Source organism: Rhizobium sp. L43 (assembly GCF_002531725.1).
Classification (GTDB): domain Bacteria; phylum Pseudomonadota; class Alphaproteobacteria; order Rhizobiales; family Rhizobiaceae; genus Rhizobium.
Window position 1 is genome coordinate 16,650 of sequence record NZ_NWSQ01000028.1, and the last position, 15,819, is coordinate 32,468.

Genomic DNA, 15,819 nt, shown 5'->3' on the forward strand with positions numbered 1-15,819 from the left:
CGCGCCCTCGACGAGAATTCGCAAGGCTCTTCCCCCGTATCATTCAAGGGCACTTTGACCCCGCCGCAACCCGCGCTACATATTTCAGCGGGAGGAGTGCCATGTTTGATTTTTCGCTCGGCGAAACCGCGGACGCGATCCGTGAAACGACGGCGCGGTTTGCTGCCGCTCATATTGCTCCGCTGGCTGCGGAGATCGACGAAAGCAACACATTTCCACGCCAGCTCTGGCCTGAGATGGGTGCAATCGGCCTGCACGGGATTACCGTCGAGGAAGAATTCGGCGGCGCCGGTCTCGGTTATCTGGATCACGTTGTCGCCATGGAAGAGGTTTCGCGCGCCTCAGCCTCCGTGGGGCTCAGTTACGGCGCCCATTCCAATCTCTGCGTCAACCAGATCCGCCGCTGGGCCTCGCCGGAGCAGAAGCGCCGCCATCTGCCGAAGCTGATCTCCGGCGAACATGTCGGCGCGCTTGCCATGTCGGAGGTGGGCTCCGGCTCCGATGTCGTCTCCATGCGGTTGCGTGCAGAGAAAAAAGGCGACCGCTATATTCTGAACGGCACCAAATTTTGGATCACCAACGCGCCGCATGCCGATGTGCTCGTCGTCTATGCCAAGACCGATCCCGCAGCCGGCCCGAAAGGCATTTCCGCCTTAATCGTCGAAAAGGGCCTGCCCGGTTTCAGCGTCTCCAAGAAACTCTCCAAACTCGGCATGCGCGGCAGCGATACCGCCGAACTGGTCTTCGAGGATTGCGAGGTGCCGGCCGAAGCGCTGATGGGCCGCGAGGGAGAGGGCGTGAAGATCCTGATGTCCGGTCTTGATTACGAGCGCGCCGTGCTTGCCGCCGGACCGCTCGGCATCATGCAGGCCTGCCTCGACGTTGTGCTGCCCTATGTTCGCGATCGCAAGCAGTTCGGCAAAGCGATCGGCGATTTCCAGCTGATGCAGGGCAAGATCGCCGACATGTATGTCGCGCTGAATTCGGCGCGCGCCTATGTCTATTCCGTCGCCCGTGCCTGCGATGCCGGCCGGGCGACACGCACCGATGCCGCCGCTGCGATCCTCTTTGCCAGCGAAAATGCCGTTAAGGTCTCGCTGGAAGCGATCCAGGCGCTCGGCGGCGCCGGCTATACCAAGGAATGGCCGGTCGAGCGCTTTTTGCGCGACGCCAAGCTCTACGATATCGGCGCCGGCACAAACGAGATCCGCCGCTATCTGATCGGCCGGGAGCTCATCGCATCATGACGGTGATTTCCTCGGCAATCGATCGCGACAGCGAGACTTTCAAGGCCAATGCAATCAAGAACAGGGCGCTCATCGACGAGCTCTACGAGCGCTCGGCGAAGACCCGCGAAGGCGGTTCACAAGCAGCCCGCGAACGCCACACCGGCAAGGGCAAGCTGCTGCCGCGTGACCGCATTCAACTCCTCATCGATGCCGGCAGCCCTTTCCTGGAGATCGGCGCACTTGCCGCCAACGGCATGTACGGCGACGAGGCGCCGGGTGCGGGCATCATATCAGGCATCGGCCGCGTTTCCGGCCGCGAGGTGATGATCGTCGCCAATGACGCGACGGTAAAGGGCGGCGCCTATTTCCCCCTGACGGTGAAGAAACATCTGCGGGCGCAGGAGATCGCCCTGCAGAACCGGCTGCCCTGCCTCTATCTGGTTGATAGCGGCGGCGCCAATCTTCCGCATCAGGCCGAAGTCTTTCCCGACCGCGACCATTTCGGCGCGATCTTCTACAACCAGGCTCAGATGTCGGCCGAAGGCATTCCGCAGATCGCCTGCGTCATGGGAAGCTGCACCGCCGGTGGCGCCTATGTGCCCGCCATGTCCGACGAAACGGTCATCGTGCGCAATCAGGGCACCATCTTCCTCGCCGGCCCGCCGCTGGTGAAGGCCGCGACCGGCGAGATCATTTCGGCCGAAGAGCTTGGCGGCGCCGAGACCCATGGCCGCCGCTCCGGCGTCGTCGATCACGTCGCGGAAAATGACGAACATGCGCTGCTGCTCGTCCGCGATATCGTGAGCACCCTCAACAGCGTCAAATCAGTCGATATCGACCTCAAGCCACCGCGGCCGCCGAAACTCGATCCCGAGGATCTCTGCGGCCTCATCCCGGATGACGTGCGCTCGCCCTATGATGTGCGTGAAGTCATCGGCCGGATCGTCGACGGCTCGGAACTGCACGAGTTCAAGCCGCTCTACGGCACCACGCTGGTCTGCGGCTTCGCCCGTATCTGGGGCATGCCGGTCGCCGTCATCGCCAATAACGGCGTGCTGTTTTCCGAAAGCGCGCTGAAGGGCGCCCATTTCATCGAGCTCGCCTGCCAGCGCCGCGTGCCCTTGCTTTTCCTGCAGAATATCTCCGGCTTCATGGTCGGCGGCCGTTACGAGGCCGGCGGCATCGCCAAGGATGGAGCAAAGCTGGTGACGGCGGTCGCGACCGCGACCGTGCCGAAGGTCACCGTCATCATCGGCGGTAGTTTCGGCGCCGGCAATTACGGCATGTGCGGCCGCGCCTATCGGCCGCGTTTCCTCTTCACCTGGCCGAACAGCCGTATCAGCGTGATGGGCGGCGAACAGGCGGCCTCCGTGCTTTCCACGATACGCCGAGACTCCATGGAAGCGCGCGGAGAAGATTGGCCAGCCGATGAGGAGGAGGCCTTCAAGGCGCCGATCCGCGCCGGTTACGAGGCCGAGGGCAATCCCTATTATGCCACAGCCCGCCTCTGGGACGACGGCATCATCGATCCCAGCCAGACGCGGGACGTGTTGGGCCTTGCCTTTTCCGCCTGCCTGAATGCGCCGATCCCGAAAGGGCCGCACTTCGGCCTGTTCAGGATGTGAGGCGGCGATGATGGAAAGCCTTCTCATCGCCAACCGGGGCGAAATCGCCCGCCGCATCATCCGCACCGCAAAATCGCTCGGCATCCGCACCATCGCCGTCTATTCCGAAGCCGATGCCGGCCTGCCCTTCGTGAGAGAGGCTGATGAAGCGATTGCCATCGGCCCCTCGCCGGCCCGCGAAAGCTATCTCTCGCAGGAACGCATCCTCGAGGCCGCCCGCAAGAGCGGCGCCGCTGCGATCCATCCGGGCTACGGATTCCTCTCGGAAAATGCCGATTTTGCCGAGGCCGTTGAAAAGGCCGGCATCATCTGGGTCGGGGCGCCCCCGGCGGCCATCCGGGCGATGGGGCTCAAGGACGCCGCCAAGGAATTGATGCAGGCAGCCGGCGTGCCCGTGACCCCCGGTTATCTTGGATCGGACCAGAACGAAGAGCGGCTGGCGGCGGAAGCCGAGACCATCGGTTATCCCGTGCTGATCAAGGCGGTTGCCGGCGGCGGCGGCAAGGGCATGCGCCGCGTCGACCGTCCGCAAGAATTCGCCGAACTTCTGGCCTCCTGCAGGCGTGAGGCAGCCGCCGCCTTCGGCGACGATCGCGTTCTGATCGAACGCTATATCGCCAATCCGCGCCATATCGAGGTGCAGATCTTCGCCGATCAGCTCGGAAATTGCGTGCATCTCTTCGAACGCGATTGCTCACTGCAGCGCCGTCACCAGAAGGTGATCGAGGAGGCTCCCGCCCCTGGTCTCGATGCCGCCACCCGCGCTGCGATCTGCGATGCGGCAGTCAAGGCAGCAAGAGCGGTCAATTATGTCGGCGCCGGCACCATCGAATTCATCGCCGATGCCTCGGAGGGCCTGCGTCCCGATCGGATCTGGTTCATGGAGATGAACACCCGGCTGCAGGTGGAACACCCCGTTACCGAAGCGATATCAGGCGAAGATCTGGTGCTGTGGCAGCTGAAGGTCGCGAGCGGCGAGCCACTGCCGAAAACGCAGGACGAGATCGTCATGAACGGCTGGGCGTTCGAAGCCCGACTCTATGCCGAAAACCCCGCCGCCGGCTATCTGCCCTCGACCGGCCGGCTCGACCATCTCAGACTGCCGCAAACGGTCCGCGTCGATAGCGGCGTCGAACAGGGCGATGAGATCACCGCCTTCTACGATCCGATGATCGCCAAGATCATTGCCCATGGGGCGACCCGCGAGGCCGCACTTTCGAAGCTTGCAGCCGCCTGTGCCGGCATCGAGGTCTGGCCGGTCAGATGCAATGCCGGCCTGCTTGCCCGCATCGCCGTCGATCCGGATTTTCGCGCCGCCCGGATCGATACCGGCTTCCTCGACCGCCACGACGATAGCCTTGTGGCGACGGAGCCGGATTTAACGGCCATCGACCGTGCCGCCACGGTGCTTTCGAAGAAAACCGACGATGATCCCTGGTCGGCGCTGACCGGTTTTCGCATCGCCGGGCCAAACGACAACCGGGTGCGCGTGCGCATCGACGGTCACCTCTATTGGGGACGCGCGCACCCGGACCTTGAAGCAAATGCCTTTGAGATGGACGAAACAACGGTGCTTTTTGACGCTGGCAATGCCTGGCCGATCAGCCTGCCCGCCGCGAGCGGGGTCGAAGCAAACCATGGGCCAGGCGATGGCGCGATCCTGTCGCCTATGCCCGGCCTCGTCATTTCGGTGGATGTCGCCGAAGGCGATCATGTCGCCAAGGGGGACCGCCTGCTGACGGTCGAAGCGATGAAAATGGAGCATTCGCTGCGCGCGCCCTTCGACGGCATTGTCGGAAAACTGCAGGTTTCCACCGGCACCAGGGTCTCGGAAAACCAGCTGGTCGTCACCGTCATAAAGGAGCAGGACTGATGGCCGGCCGCTATTTCGACGAATGGACGGTCGGCGACCGCATCGCCCACGAGATCCGCCGCACGGTCACCGAGACCGACAACCTGCTGTTTACGACGCTTTCCCACAATCCGCAGCCGCTGCATCTCGATGCCGACTATGCGGCCGGCACCGAATTCGGCCGGATCGTCGTCAACGGCACCTTCACCTTTGCGCTCACCGTCGGACTTTCGGTCGGCGACACCACGCTCGGCACGCTCGTCGCCAATCTCGGTTACGACAAGGTGACGATGCCGAAGCCGGTCTTCATCGGTGACACGCTGCGGGTGGAAACGGAGGTGACGGAACTGCGTCGCTCGAACTCCCGCCCCGATGCCGGCATCGTCACTTTCCGGCACAGCACCCTGAACCAGCGCGGCGAGACCGTCTGCCAGTGCCTGCGCATGGCGATGCTGAAGGTGAAGCCATCATGAAGCTGCGCTCGCTGCTCTTCGTGCCCGGCGACCGGCCGGAGCGTTTCGAAAAGGCGCTCGCCTCGGGCGCCGATGCGGTCATTCTCGATCTGGAAGATTCGGTTGCGCCCGCCAACAAGCCACGAGCCCGCGGGGCCGTGCACGATTTCGTCCTGCGTCCAGCGGGTGACACCCATCTGCTGATCCGCATCAATCCCCTCGCCTCCCCGGAATTCGAAGACGACCTTGTCGCTCTGAGCGGCCTTCATCCTTTCGCGATCATGCTACCGAAGGCCGAGGGTGCGGCCTCCGTGCTGAAGCTCGCAGGCTCTCTTGCATCTGAAATCCCCATTTTGCCGATCGCAACCGAAACACCATCCGCGATCTTCGAAATCGGCAGCTACCGGGAGGTCGCGGCGAACCTTTGCGGCTTGACCTGGGGTGCCGAGGATCTGCCCGCCGCGATGGGGGCTGCGACCGCGCGCAGGACGGATGGCCGTTATACGCCGCCTTTCGAGCTTGCCCGCTCGCTGACTCTATTTGCGGCGCACGCCACCGCCGTTCCGGCCATCGACACCGTCTATCCCGATTTCCACGATCTCAACGGTCTCAGGGCCTATGTCGGCCGTGCCCGGCGCGACGGCTTTTCCGGCATGATGGCCATCCATCCAAGCCAGATCGAAACGATCAACCACGCCTTCACGCCTGAGGCTTCCGAGGTCGCCTGGGCAGAGAAAGTCGCCGCCGCCTTTGCCGCCAGGCCAGACGCCGGCGTCATCCAGCTTGACGGACGCATGCTGGATTTGCCGCATCACAAGCTCGCCCTCCGCATCCTGAAGGCCGCCGGACGTTAGACAGCCGCTCCGGGGGCTCGAAAGGACGCCGGCTCAATCGTAGGGGGAATAACATTGCCTGCGCGGTCCCCGGGAGGGCTGAAAACTATTGTCATAGGCTGAATACGACCGGTACCGGCGCGCGCACCAAGCATAGTGTCTCCCGTCATAGTCATCCGAATATTCCTCCGATGGCGCAGGAGCATCGGGCGGTGGCGGCATGATAACGGGTGGTGGCCCCGGAGGGCCGGGAAGCAATGGAATGGGCGGCGGAACTTGCGCCATGGCAGCCGATTGCGCTGCCAGAAGCAACGAGACCGTGGCGAAGGTCAGCAAATATTTCATCGAAAACTCCTCATGTTGCAGCGCATCTCTGAAAGGTGCTCCCTGCCGTCAACGGCTGAATTTCAGATCCGGCTTGTCGCCGTCCCAGCCTTGAAGCCCTCCTGGAACCGAGCGGAATCGAAGGCAGTGCGTACCCATCTTGCCGGATATGCACATCGCATCGTCCTTGACCGTCCAGCTGATGGAGAGCGCAAACGGCATCGGACCACGAATGCTTCCGGTGCCGTCCTTCGCCAGGGTGACTTTGAGGGCCTTGCCATCCGGCGCCAGTGCCGACCAGGGCGCCCCATCGGCGAGGATCGCGGCCGCCTTCTCGGACGGCAGGAACGGTTCCTGCGCTGAGAATGCCGGGCTCGCCGCGAACGCTGCAATCACTGCTCCTGCAAGCCGTAGATATGTCTTCATGCCAATGTCCTTTCTGCTGGTTTTGAAATGCTGCAGCCGCTACGCCGCGCGTGAATTGAGAATTGCCGTCATTGAGAGACCGTCGCGCCCTTGTCGCTCCAGCTCGGCGGCAGACCGAGCTGACCGGCGACCGCCCCTTTGATGCCGGGCGCAGGTCCGAAGGCCTTGCAGGCGTCGTATTTCGGGTCCCTGCCGAACGACGCCTTGATCTTCTGCATCAGCCGGATGGATGACGTTGCCTTGAACGGATCCTGACCCTTGACCAGCATGCGGCTGAAATCGGCGCCGAATGCGGATGACAGGGAATAGGCATCCCCGACCTGGGATATCCGCGCCTTTGTCGTCAGCATGTTCGCGCCGCGCGACCAGATCATCGCCGCCTGCTGCGTACCGTCCTGGCCGACCGCTTCGGCTTCCACCGACAAGCCGCCGAGACCGATCGGAATCCTGGGAATTGGAACCATTGCCACCGAAGCGCCGAGCGTGGCGACGGTGGAGGTCGCGGCAACCGCACGGTTCGTCGCGACGATGTCGGTGACGGTCGCATGGACGACGAGATCTGCCGGCTGGTTTGGAGCCACGACCTTGAAGCGGTCGATGAGGCCCATACACAGCGCCCGGTCGACGGCATTGCTCAGGAGCGCCAGGTCCTTGGCGTCGAAAGAACCGCCGCCGGCATTCTCCACCACCGTCGGAACGATGCGTACCGTTTGCGCGGCAAGAACCGCTGGCGAATTCACGCGCAATTTTGCCTTCGTCAGAGAGCCGCCCGACGCGGCCATTCCCGCATAGGAGCCGAGGGAAGTGCCCTGCTGCAGGGGTACGTTCGTGCAGGAGGAGAGCAAAGCGAGGAGGACGGCGCAGATTGCCGCCCGCATAGGCACTTCTGCTGGTCGGATATTGGGGGTCATCGGCGAATCTTCTGAACCGGGATCATGGATTCAGCTTTTAGAGAGGCCAGCGTTAATGGCGGTAAAGCCGGTGTAAAGTTGGGTAAAATATTGAAATCCGAGACCCGCGGGCGCCGTTTGACTTGCGCCGCCGCGGGGTGGCGGGTGGCCGATCAGCCCGATTTCGCCGTTCGCTCGGAGACGACCTGCTGTTGCGGAGGCAGGTAACCGGCGCCGATGGCGACGTAGAGATCGACATAATCCTTGGCGACCTGCTGCACGGTGGCGGCTAGGCTTGCCTCAGCATCGGAGACCGAACGCTGCGCGTCGAGGACGTCGAGCAGCGACGAGGCGCCGTCCTTGTAGCTCGTGGTCGACAGTGCCAGCGATTCCTGAGCCGTCTGCACCTGCCTGCGCAGCGGCGCCAGTGTCTGGGTGTCGCGGCGAACCGCCGACAACGCGTTTTCCACCTCTTCGACCCCGTTCAGTACCGCCGCTTTCCAGGCGAGATATTGGGTCTTGGCATCGGACTTCTCGATATCGACATTCGCCCGCAATTTACCGCCGTCGAAGATCGGCAGGTTGAGCGTCGGCCCGAAGGACCAGCTGGTCAGGCTTGCACCGCTGGCGCCCGATGATTTGACCCAGCTCGGCGAAATCGAACCGGAGAGCGAGATCGACGGATAAAGCTGGGCTTCGGCAGCACCGATATCGGCGACGGCCGCCGCCAGCTCGCGTTCGGCCTTTCTTATGTCGGGACGGTTGCGGATGAGATCGGCCGGAATGCCGGCGCGAATGTCGCCGCGGAAGACCGGCTGGCCGGGGCTTTTCTGCAGCTCGCCCATCAGCGAGGCCGCCGGCATCCCGAGCAGAGTGGCAATGTGATGGGCCGATTCGGTGAAGCTCTGTTCGAGGCCGGGAATGTCGGACTTCGTCGACTGTACCAGACCCTCGGCCTGAACGACGTCGAGGCGGGAGGCGGCCCCTGCCTTCAGCTGCAGCTGGGTGAGTTCGTAAGTCTGTTGGCGGGATTTCAAGCTCGCCTGTGAAAGCGCAATGCGCTCCTGATAGTAGCGGGCGTCGATATAGCTCTCGACCAGGTCTTTCAGGAAGGTGAGCTTTGCATTGTCGGCCGTCGCATAGGCGGCCCCCAGCGAGGCGATGGCGCTCTCCTTCGAGCGACGGTACTGGCCGAAGACGTCGAGCAGCCAGGAAAGGCTGGCCCCGCCGGCCGTCGTGTTGGTGGTGCCGACCGTCGTGCGGAGCCGCCCCTTCTCGCCGGATACCGTGTGCGATGCATCGACACTGAGGCTCGGCAGAGCGCCGGCGCCGGCAACCGTGACATTGGCGGAAGCCGAGTTGATGCTCTCGAGCGCCTGCAGCACATCGAGGTTCTCGCTGAGGCCATGGGCCACCAGGCCGTCGAGCCGCTTGTCGCGATAGGCCGTCCACCACTCAGCCGTCGCGACATCGCCGTTGCTCTTGCTGCCACCCTCTGCGAATTTGGCGGGGAGCGGCATCTCAGGGGGAACATGATCCGGCCCGCTGACGCAGCCTGCGAGCAGCAGCGTGAGGGCGGATGCGGCGTAGCGGAGCGATGATAGTCTTGTAGAGAGCGACGGATACACTGGCGAGCTTCCTGAACCGGGATCGTGGGTCAGGCTTAGCGAGGCCAGCGTTAACAGCGGTTAAGAAACTGTAAAGTTAGGTAAAATCGCGAGGGTCAGCCGAACCAGGAGACGTCGGCCGCCGCGGAAGCTCGATTGTGATGGCCAGTCCGCCGCCGTCGGGCAAGGATGCATGCACCCGCCCGCCATGGCGCTCGACGGCCTGCCGGGTGATGGCGAGACCCAGGCCGTATCCGCCTCTCGGCACGGCCTCTTTCCCGCGTGAGAACGGCTGGAAGATGCGCTCGAGTTCGTCGCGCCTGACGCCCGGCCCCTGATCGGTGACGCAGATTTTGAGGCGCTCGGCCGCCGCCTCCCAAGACACGGATATGCCCGAATGTTCGGCCGTGTACTTGACGGCGTTGCGCACGACGTTTTCGAGCGCCCGGTAGATCAGCTCGCCTTCGACCTCGGCGCGGAAGGCGCCGTCGACGCTCTTTGTAATCGAGACATCCCGCGTCTGGGCTTCGAATGCCGCGTCGCCGAGGATTTCGTTCAGCAGTTCGATGACATCCAGAGCCTGGGTTTTCAGCGGCAGGCCGGATCCCGCGGTCAGCCTGGCGAGCGTCAGAACTTCGCCGACCAGCGCATCGAGCCGTTCGACCTCCCGGTCCATGCGATCCAGCATGGCGCCAAGCTTCGCCGGGCTCTGCCGGAGCACACCGACAGCGGCCTGCAGGCGGGACAAGGGCGAGCGCAATTCATGGGAGACGTCGTGGAACAGCCTCTGCTGCGCATTCTGAAGCTCCTGAAGCCGCGCGGCGGTGGAATCGAAGTCATGCGCAAGTGCGGTGACCTCGTCCCTGCGGCCGGCCATCTGGTCGCCGATACGGACGTCGAAGCGGCCATGAGCAAGCGCGCTCAGGCCATCGCGAAGGTGCACGACAGGGCGAATGAGATAGCGGGCGAGTGCTGCGGCAGCGACGGTACTCGAAACGAAAATCGAAAGCCAAGGCACCAGCAGAGCCAGGTTGTCGACAATGTTGAGAAGGAAGTTCGCTTCCGGCGCCACGGAGATCCGGTAGCAGATTCCGTCCTTCAGGATGGACTTCGTCTCTGCCGAGCCCTCGTCTCCGCAGGCAAGCAACTCCGTGGTTTTCGACAGCGTCAGGCCCAGCGGCACCGTCTCCTCACTTGTGCGGATGAAGCGCGCGGCGGCGTCCTCGCCATCCCTTGCAAGCACATTCGCCGTCAGCGTCAGAATGATCGCCCGCTCCTGGTATTCCCGATCGCGGCCGGGGGGCGGAATTTGAAAGAGGTTGACGATCACGATGATGACAGCGAGCGTCGTTGCCAGCGTCAGCCAGATCGTCGCGAAAAACTTCCAGAAAAGCCTAGGCATGGTCAGTCCACGAGAAGTTGATAGCCCTGGCCGCGAACGGACTGGATCCAGGATTGCCCGTCCTCCCTCAGGCCGAGCTTCTGGCGCACGCTGCTGATATGGACGTCGATACGGCGATCGAACGGGGTCAGCGGCTTGCCGAAGGCCCGCTTCGAAATCTCCTGCTTCGACACAAGCTGGCCGGCGCTGCGGGCAAGCACCTCGAGCAGGCTGAATTCGGTGCCGGTCAGGTCAAGGCTTTCTCCGCGCCATTCGGCGATCCTGCTGCCCGGATGGATCACGAGCTGTCCCGCCCTTACGGTATCGGTGGACGCGCCGGTCGCCGGCTGACCGGCGCGGCGAAGGATGGCGCGCAGCCGCGCCGCCAGCTCGCCCGGCGAGCACGGCTTCGGCACATAGTCGTCGGCGCCGAGATTGAGACCCGATATCCTGTCTACGTCATCGCCCCTTGCGGTCAGCATCAGCACCGGGACCTGGCTGAGCTTCCGGATCCTTTGCAGAACCTCGATCCCGTTCATCCGGGGCATCATGATGTCGAGCACGATAATATCGACCGTATTGCCGGCGGCAGCCGCAATGGCGGCGCGGCCGTCCGTATCCGTTACGACGTCATATCCTTCTTCGACCAGATATTCCTGCAGAAGCGTCGTCAGCTCGGCATCGTCGTCGATGAGGAGAACCTTGTTCATTCACTTCGTCCGTCATTAATCCCGTCAAGCCATACAGCACAAACACCGTCGTGGGAGCGAGTTTTACCTAACTTAACACTAACTTGACCGCACTTAACGTTCGTCCCGTTACTTATCCTGCCATGACATAGACGCGCGCCGAGGCCGGTTGCCGCGCATGAGCAACAATCATCCGTCGAGTTGGCGCGGATCGGTCAAAGGCAGCGATGTCTTTGACCACAAGGAGTGCATCGTTGAGAAAACCGTCTGGCATATTCGCCACCGCCGTTGTTGCGGCGGTGCTTCTGTTTCCGCTGCGCAGTGCCGCGGCGGATCAAGCCGCTGCGCCGGCCCTCACCGTCTCGCTGGTGACGCCGGCCGAGCGGGATTGGCCGGAAACCGTTCCCGCAAGCGGCTGGCTGAAGCCCTGGCAGGAAGCCATTATCGCTTCCGAGACGAGTGGCCTGCGCATAACCGAAATCCTGGCCGATGTCGGCTCCGTGGTTAAGAAAGGGCAGACCCTCGTCCTGTTGTCGCAGGACAGCGTACAGGCCGACCTTCGCAAGCAGGAGGCGGCCATCGCGACCGCCAATGCGACGCTCGCAAAGGCGAAGGCCAATGCGGATCGGGCACGCCAGCTTCAGCCCTCAGGCGCCCTCTCGGATGAGAAGATCGTCGAATATTTCGCCGACGAACAGACGGCGACAGCAAGTCTTGCCTCTGAAAAGGCGGCACTCGACAGCCAGAAGATCAAGCTCGACCAGACGACGGTCACGGCCGTCGACGACGGTCTGATCACCTCGCGCTCGGCCGAGCTCGGCGCGGTCGTCTCCTCCGGCACCGAGCTGTTTCGTATGGTCCGCCAGCAGCGGGTCGAATGGCAGGCGGAGGTTTCCGCCCGCTATCTCTCGCGCATCTCAGAAGGATTGAGCGTCGACATCGACGGGCCGGACGGGCGCCGCATTCAGGGCAAGGTGAGGCTCGTCGGACCGTCGGTCGACACCAATACGAGCCGGGCGATCGTCTATGTCGCGCTTCCCCAGGACGTTCACCCGCGCACCGGCCTTTACGTCACCGGCACGATCGAACTCAGGACCACGCCGGCGCTGACGGTTCCGGAGACGGCGATCGTGTTCCGCGACGGGATCAACTACGTCTTTGCGGCCGGCGAGGACAAGCGGGTAAGACGGGTGCGGGTGGAGACCGGCCGCCGCAACGCCGGCGAAGTCGAAATCGTCTCCGGCATCGATAAGTCGGCGCGGGTGGTGACGTCGGGCGGAGCATTTCTGTCGGACAACGATCTCGTGAAGATTGCGGGAGAAGGCTGATGAACTTTTCCGCATTTTCGATCCGCAATCCCGTCCCGGCGATCCTGCTCTTTGCGATGCTTGCCGTCGGCGGTTTGCTGGCTTTCAAACACCTGCCGATCCAGAATTTCCCCGATATGGACCTCCCGACCATCAAAGTGACCGCGACGCTCGACGGCGCAGCACCTTCGCAGCTGGAGACGGAGGTCGCCCGCACGATCGAGGACAATCTTGCCTCGCTGAGCTATCTCGATCACATCACCACGACGATCACCGACGGCACGGTGTCGATCAGCGTCTCCTTCAAACTGGAGAAGGACAGCGAAACCGCCTTGAACGAAGTCCGCAATGCCGTGGACAGCGCCAAGGCCGATCTGCCGGCGCAGATGCAGACGCCGAGCGTCACCAAGGTTACGGTGCAGAATTCGGCGCTGGTCACCTATGCCGTCCAGTCTGCCACCCTCAATGAAACCGAGCTCTCCTGGTTCATCGACAATGATCTGACCAAGGCGCTGCTGTCGGTGCCGGGTGTCGGGCAGGTCAACCGCATCGGCGGCGTCGACCGCGAGGTTCACGTCGATCTCGATCCGACGACGATGGCCGCCTTCGGCGTCACGGCGACCACTGTGTCGGCGCAGTTGAAATCGGTTCAGGCCGATACGTCGGGCGGCCTCGGAGAAATCGGCGGCACCCGGCAGACATTACGCACGCTCGGCGCCGTAGCCTCGGTCGATGCCCTGAAGGAATTGCGAATTCCCCTGGCAAACGGACAGCAGGTTCGCCTCGATGACGTCGCATCCGTCACCGACAGCTTCGCCGAGCGATCCTCGATGGCCTATCTCGACGGCAAACCGGTGATCGCCGTCGAGATCAAGCGCTCGAATGGGTTTTCCGACAGCGGTGTCTCGACCGATGTCGACACGGCAATGAAAGAGTTCGCAGCCAAGCATTCCAACGTCCAGATCGAGGAAGCCTACAGCACCATCGGGCCGATCCTCGACAATTACGACGGCTCGATGCACATGCTGTACGAAGGAGCGATCCTGGCGATCGTCGTCGTCTGGCTCTTCCTTCGGGACTGGCGTGCGACGGTCCTGTCGGCGGTGGCGCTGCCATTGTCCGTCATACCGACCTTCCTCGTCATGTACCTGGCCGGCTTCAGCCTTAATATCGTCACCCTGCTTGCGCTGTCGCTCGTCGTCGGCATCCTCGTCGACGACGCCATCGTCGAAGTCGAGAACATCGCCCGCCACCTGCAGATGGGCAAACGGCCGATCGACGCCGCTCTGGAGGCGGCCGACGAGATCGGGCTCGCCGTCATCGCCACCACCTTCACGCTGGTTGCGGTCTTCCTGCCGACGGCCTTCATGAGCGGTATACCGGGACTGATATTCCGCCAGTTCGGCATCACGGCCGCGGTCGCCGTCCTTGTCTCGCTCGTCGTCGCACGCCTGCTGACGCCGATGATGGCCGCCTATTTCATGAAGGCTCATCCGACAGAGGAAAAGGATGGCCGCATCATGCGTGCCTATATGGCGATCGTGAAAGCCGCCATGAACCATAGGAAGACCACGGTGGCCCTGACCGCCGTCGTCGTCGCGCTTTCGCTCGCCACCATCCCGCTGCTGAAATCCGGCTTCCTGCCCGCTTCCGACGACGCGCGAGCCCAGATCACGCTCACCGTGCAGCCGGGCGCCACGATCGAGCAGACGGACGCCGCGACCAGGCAGGCCGCCGATATCGTCGGCAAGCTGCAGGACGTGACGCATGTCTTTTCCGCGGTCGGTTCCGCATCCCAGGGCGGCGGCCCCGACACCAGCACGACGAGCAGCGTCGGATCGGCGACGATCGTCGCCGTGCTCTCACCCATCGGCGAGCGCGACCGCAAGCAATCGGAAATCGAAAACGACATCCGGCAGGCGCTCTCGGTCCTATCAGGCGTGCGGGTCGCGGTCGGCGGCGGCGGCAACGGCACGAAGCTCGAGATCACCCTTGCCAGTGACGACGCCAACGCACTCGACAGCGCAAGCACGGCGCTGGAAGAGCAACTCCGAACGCTGCAGGGCATCGGCGCGGTGACGTCGACCGCGGCGAGACAAGCGCCGGAGATCCAGATCACGCCCGACTTCGCGCGCGCAGCAGCGCTCGGAGTGACGTCGAACGCCATCGCCGAGGCTGTGCGCGTGGCGACGAATGGCGATTATTCCGCCGATCTGCCGAAGCTCAACCTGCCGCAGCGCCAGGTTCCCATCGTCGTCCGCTTCAGCCCCGAGACACGCACGAAGCTCGACGACATCAAGAACATGCGGGTTGTGGGAACGAACGGCAATGTCGATCTCGGATCGATCGCCGATATCCGGATCGGCGGCAGTCCCTCCGAGATCGACCGCATCGACCGGATGCGCAACGTCACCGTATCGGTCGAGCTCAACGGCCGCATCCTGGGCGATGTCAACCGCGAGGCGCAGGCGCTGCCGGCGCTTCAGCATCTGCCGTCGGGCGTCACCCTCGTCGAACAGGGTGAACTTCAGCGCAGTTCGGAACTGTTCCAGAGCTTTGGCCTGGCGATGGCGATCGGGGTGTTCTGCATCTACGCGATCCTCGTCCTGCTCTTCCACGACTTCCTGCAGCCGTTCACCCTGCTGATGGCTCTGCCGCTCTCGCTCGGCGGCGCGCTCCTGCCGCTGGTGTTGACCGGAACCAGCTTCTCGATGTCGGCTGTCATCGGGCTGCTCATGCTGATGGGCGTGGTGACGAAGAACTCGATTCTTCTCATCGAATACGCAATCATGTCGCGCCACCAGGGCATGCCCCGGTTCGATGCCCTTGTGGATGCCTGCCACAAGCGCGCCCGGCCGATCATCATGACCACGATCGCCATGGCATCCGGCATGCTGCCGGTCGCCCTCAGCCTGACCGGCGGCGATTCCAGCTTCCGGCAGCCGATGGCGATCGTGGTGATCGGCGGGGTGATGATGTCGACGCTGCTCAGCCTCATCGTCATCCCTGTCATCTTCACCTTCGTCGACGATCTCAACGAGGCACTCAAGCGCCTCGTGCACCGGGCCGGGCGTGAAACCACCGACGCCGAACCGCAGGCATCCAACGATCGCGCAGCGATCACTTTCAAGCCCGAACTTTCCAAGCGAGGGCAAGGTCAGAGATGACTGCGCTCGCCGGATTATTGGCCAGACGGTGTCGCAC

The 15,819-nt window shown here is 63.4% G+C and carries 12 protein-coding genes and 1 pseudogene; 7 read left to right on the top strand and 6 right to left on the bottom strand.

The window, feature by feature from the left end; all coding sequences use genetic code 11:
- Nucleotides 1–101: 101 nt before the first annotated feature.
- Genes CO667_RS27470 through CO667_RS27490 form a run of 5 tightly spaced genes read left to right on the top strand, consistent with a single transcriptional unit; the run spans nt 102 to nt 6,012 of the window.
- Nucleotides 102–1,247, top strand: a complete 1,146-nt coding sequence (locus CO667_RS27470; RefSeq protein ID WP_097621351.1) for an acyl-CoA dehydrogenase family protein — start codon at nt 102–104, stop codon at nt 1,245–1,247.
- Nucleotides 1,244–2,854, top strand: a complete 1,611-nt coding sequence (locus tag CO667_RS27475; protein ID WP_097621352.1) for a carboxyl transferase domain-containing protein — start codon at nt 1,244–1,246, stop codon at nt 2,852–2,854. Before CO667_RS27470 ends, CO667_RS27475 begins: the two co-directional genes overlap by 4 nt.
- A 7-nt stretch (nt 2,855–2,861) precedes the next feature.
- A complete protein-coding gene (locus tag CO667_RS27480) occupies nt 2,862–4,727 on the top strand; it encodes an acetyl/propionyl/methylcrotonyl-CoA carboxylase subunit alpha (protein WP_097621353.1) in 1,866 nt (621 codons plus the stop codon).
- The gene (locus CO667_RS27485; RefSeq protein WP_097621354.1) at nt 4,727–5,179 is read left to right on the top strand and encodes a MaoC family dehydratase; all 453 of its coding nucleotides are present in this window, start codon (nt 4,727–4,729) and stop codon (nt 5,177–5,179) included. Before CO667_RS27480 ends, CO667_RS27485 begins: the two co-directional genes overlap by 1 nt.
- Entirely contained in the window at nt 5,176–6,012 is an 837-nt protein-coding gene (locus tag CO667_RS27490) for a CoA ester lyase (protein WP_097621355.1), read from the top strand. The genes CO667_RS27485 and CO667_RS27490 overlap by 4 nt, the downstream gene beginning before the upstream one ends.
- A 33-nt stretch (nt 6,013–6,045) precedes the next feature.
- Here the strand turns inward: CO667_RS27490 and CO667_RS36010 are convergent.
- From CO667_RS36010 to CO667_RS27520, 6 genes and pseudogenes are all read right to left on the bottom strand, one after another.
- Nucleotides 6,046–6,210 (bottom strand): annotated as a pseudogene (locus CO667_RS36010) (BA14K family protein); the annotation flags it as partial.
- A gap of 174 nt (nt 6,211–6,384) precedes the next feature.
- A complete protein-coding gene (locus CO667_RS27500; RefSeq protein WP_097621357.1) occupies nt 6,385–6,741 on the bottom strand; it encodes a hypothetical protein in 357 nt (118 codons plus the stop codon).
- A 68-nt stretch (nt 6,742–6,809) separates the two neighbouring features.
- Nucleotides 6,810–7,652, bottom strand: coding sequence for a DUF3313 domain-containing protein (locus tag CO667_RS27505; protein ID WP_179874227.1), 843 nt, complete (start codon nt 7,650–7,652; stop codon nt 6,810–6,812).
- Nucleotides 7,653–7,804: 152 nt separating this feature from the next.
- Complete coding sequence (locus tag CO667_RS27510) at nt 7,805–9,259, bottom strand: efflux transporter outer membrane subunit (protein WP_097621359.1); 1,455 nt, start codon at nt 9,257–9,259, stop codon at nt 7,805–7,807.
- A gap of 76 nt (nt 9,260–9,335) precedes the next feature.
- Nucleotides 9,336–10,640: an ATP-binding protein gene (locus tag CO667_RS27515; RefSeq protein WP_097621361.1), complete on the bottom strand. Its 1,305-nt coding sequence runs from the start codon at nt 10,638–10,640 to the stop codon at nt 9,336–9,338.
- A 2-nt stretch (nt 10,641–10,642) separates the two neighbouring features.
- Nucleotides 10,643–11,329: a response regulator gene (locus CO667_RS27520; protein WP_097621363.1), complete on the bottom strand. Its 687-nt coding sequence runs from the start codon at nt 11,327–11,329 to the stop codon at nt 10,643–10,645.
- A 206-nt stretch (nt 11,330–11,535) separates the two neighbouring features.
- On the opposite strand from CO667_RS27520, the gene CO667_RS27525 reads away from it, so the two are divergent.
- Nucleotides 11,536–12,636, top strand: coding sequence for an efflux RND transporter periplasmic adaptor subunit (locus tag CO667_RS27525; RefSeq protein ID WP_097621365.1), 1,101 nt, complete (start codon nt 11,536–11,538; stop codon nt 12,634–12,636).
- The gene (locus tag CO667_RS27530) at nt 12,636–15,782 is read left to right on the top strand and encodes an efflux RND transporter permease subunit (protein ID WP_097621366.1); all 3,147 of its coding nucleotides are present in this window, start codon (nt 12,636–12,638) and stop codon (nt 15,780–15,782) included. Before CO667_RS27525 ends, CO667_RS27530 begins: the two co-directional genes overlap by 1 nt.
- Nucleotides 15,783–15,819 lie beyond the last annotated feature (37 nt).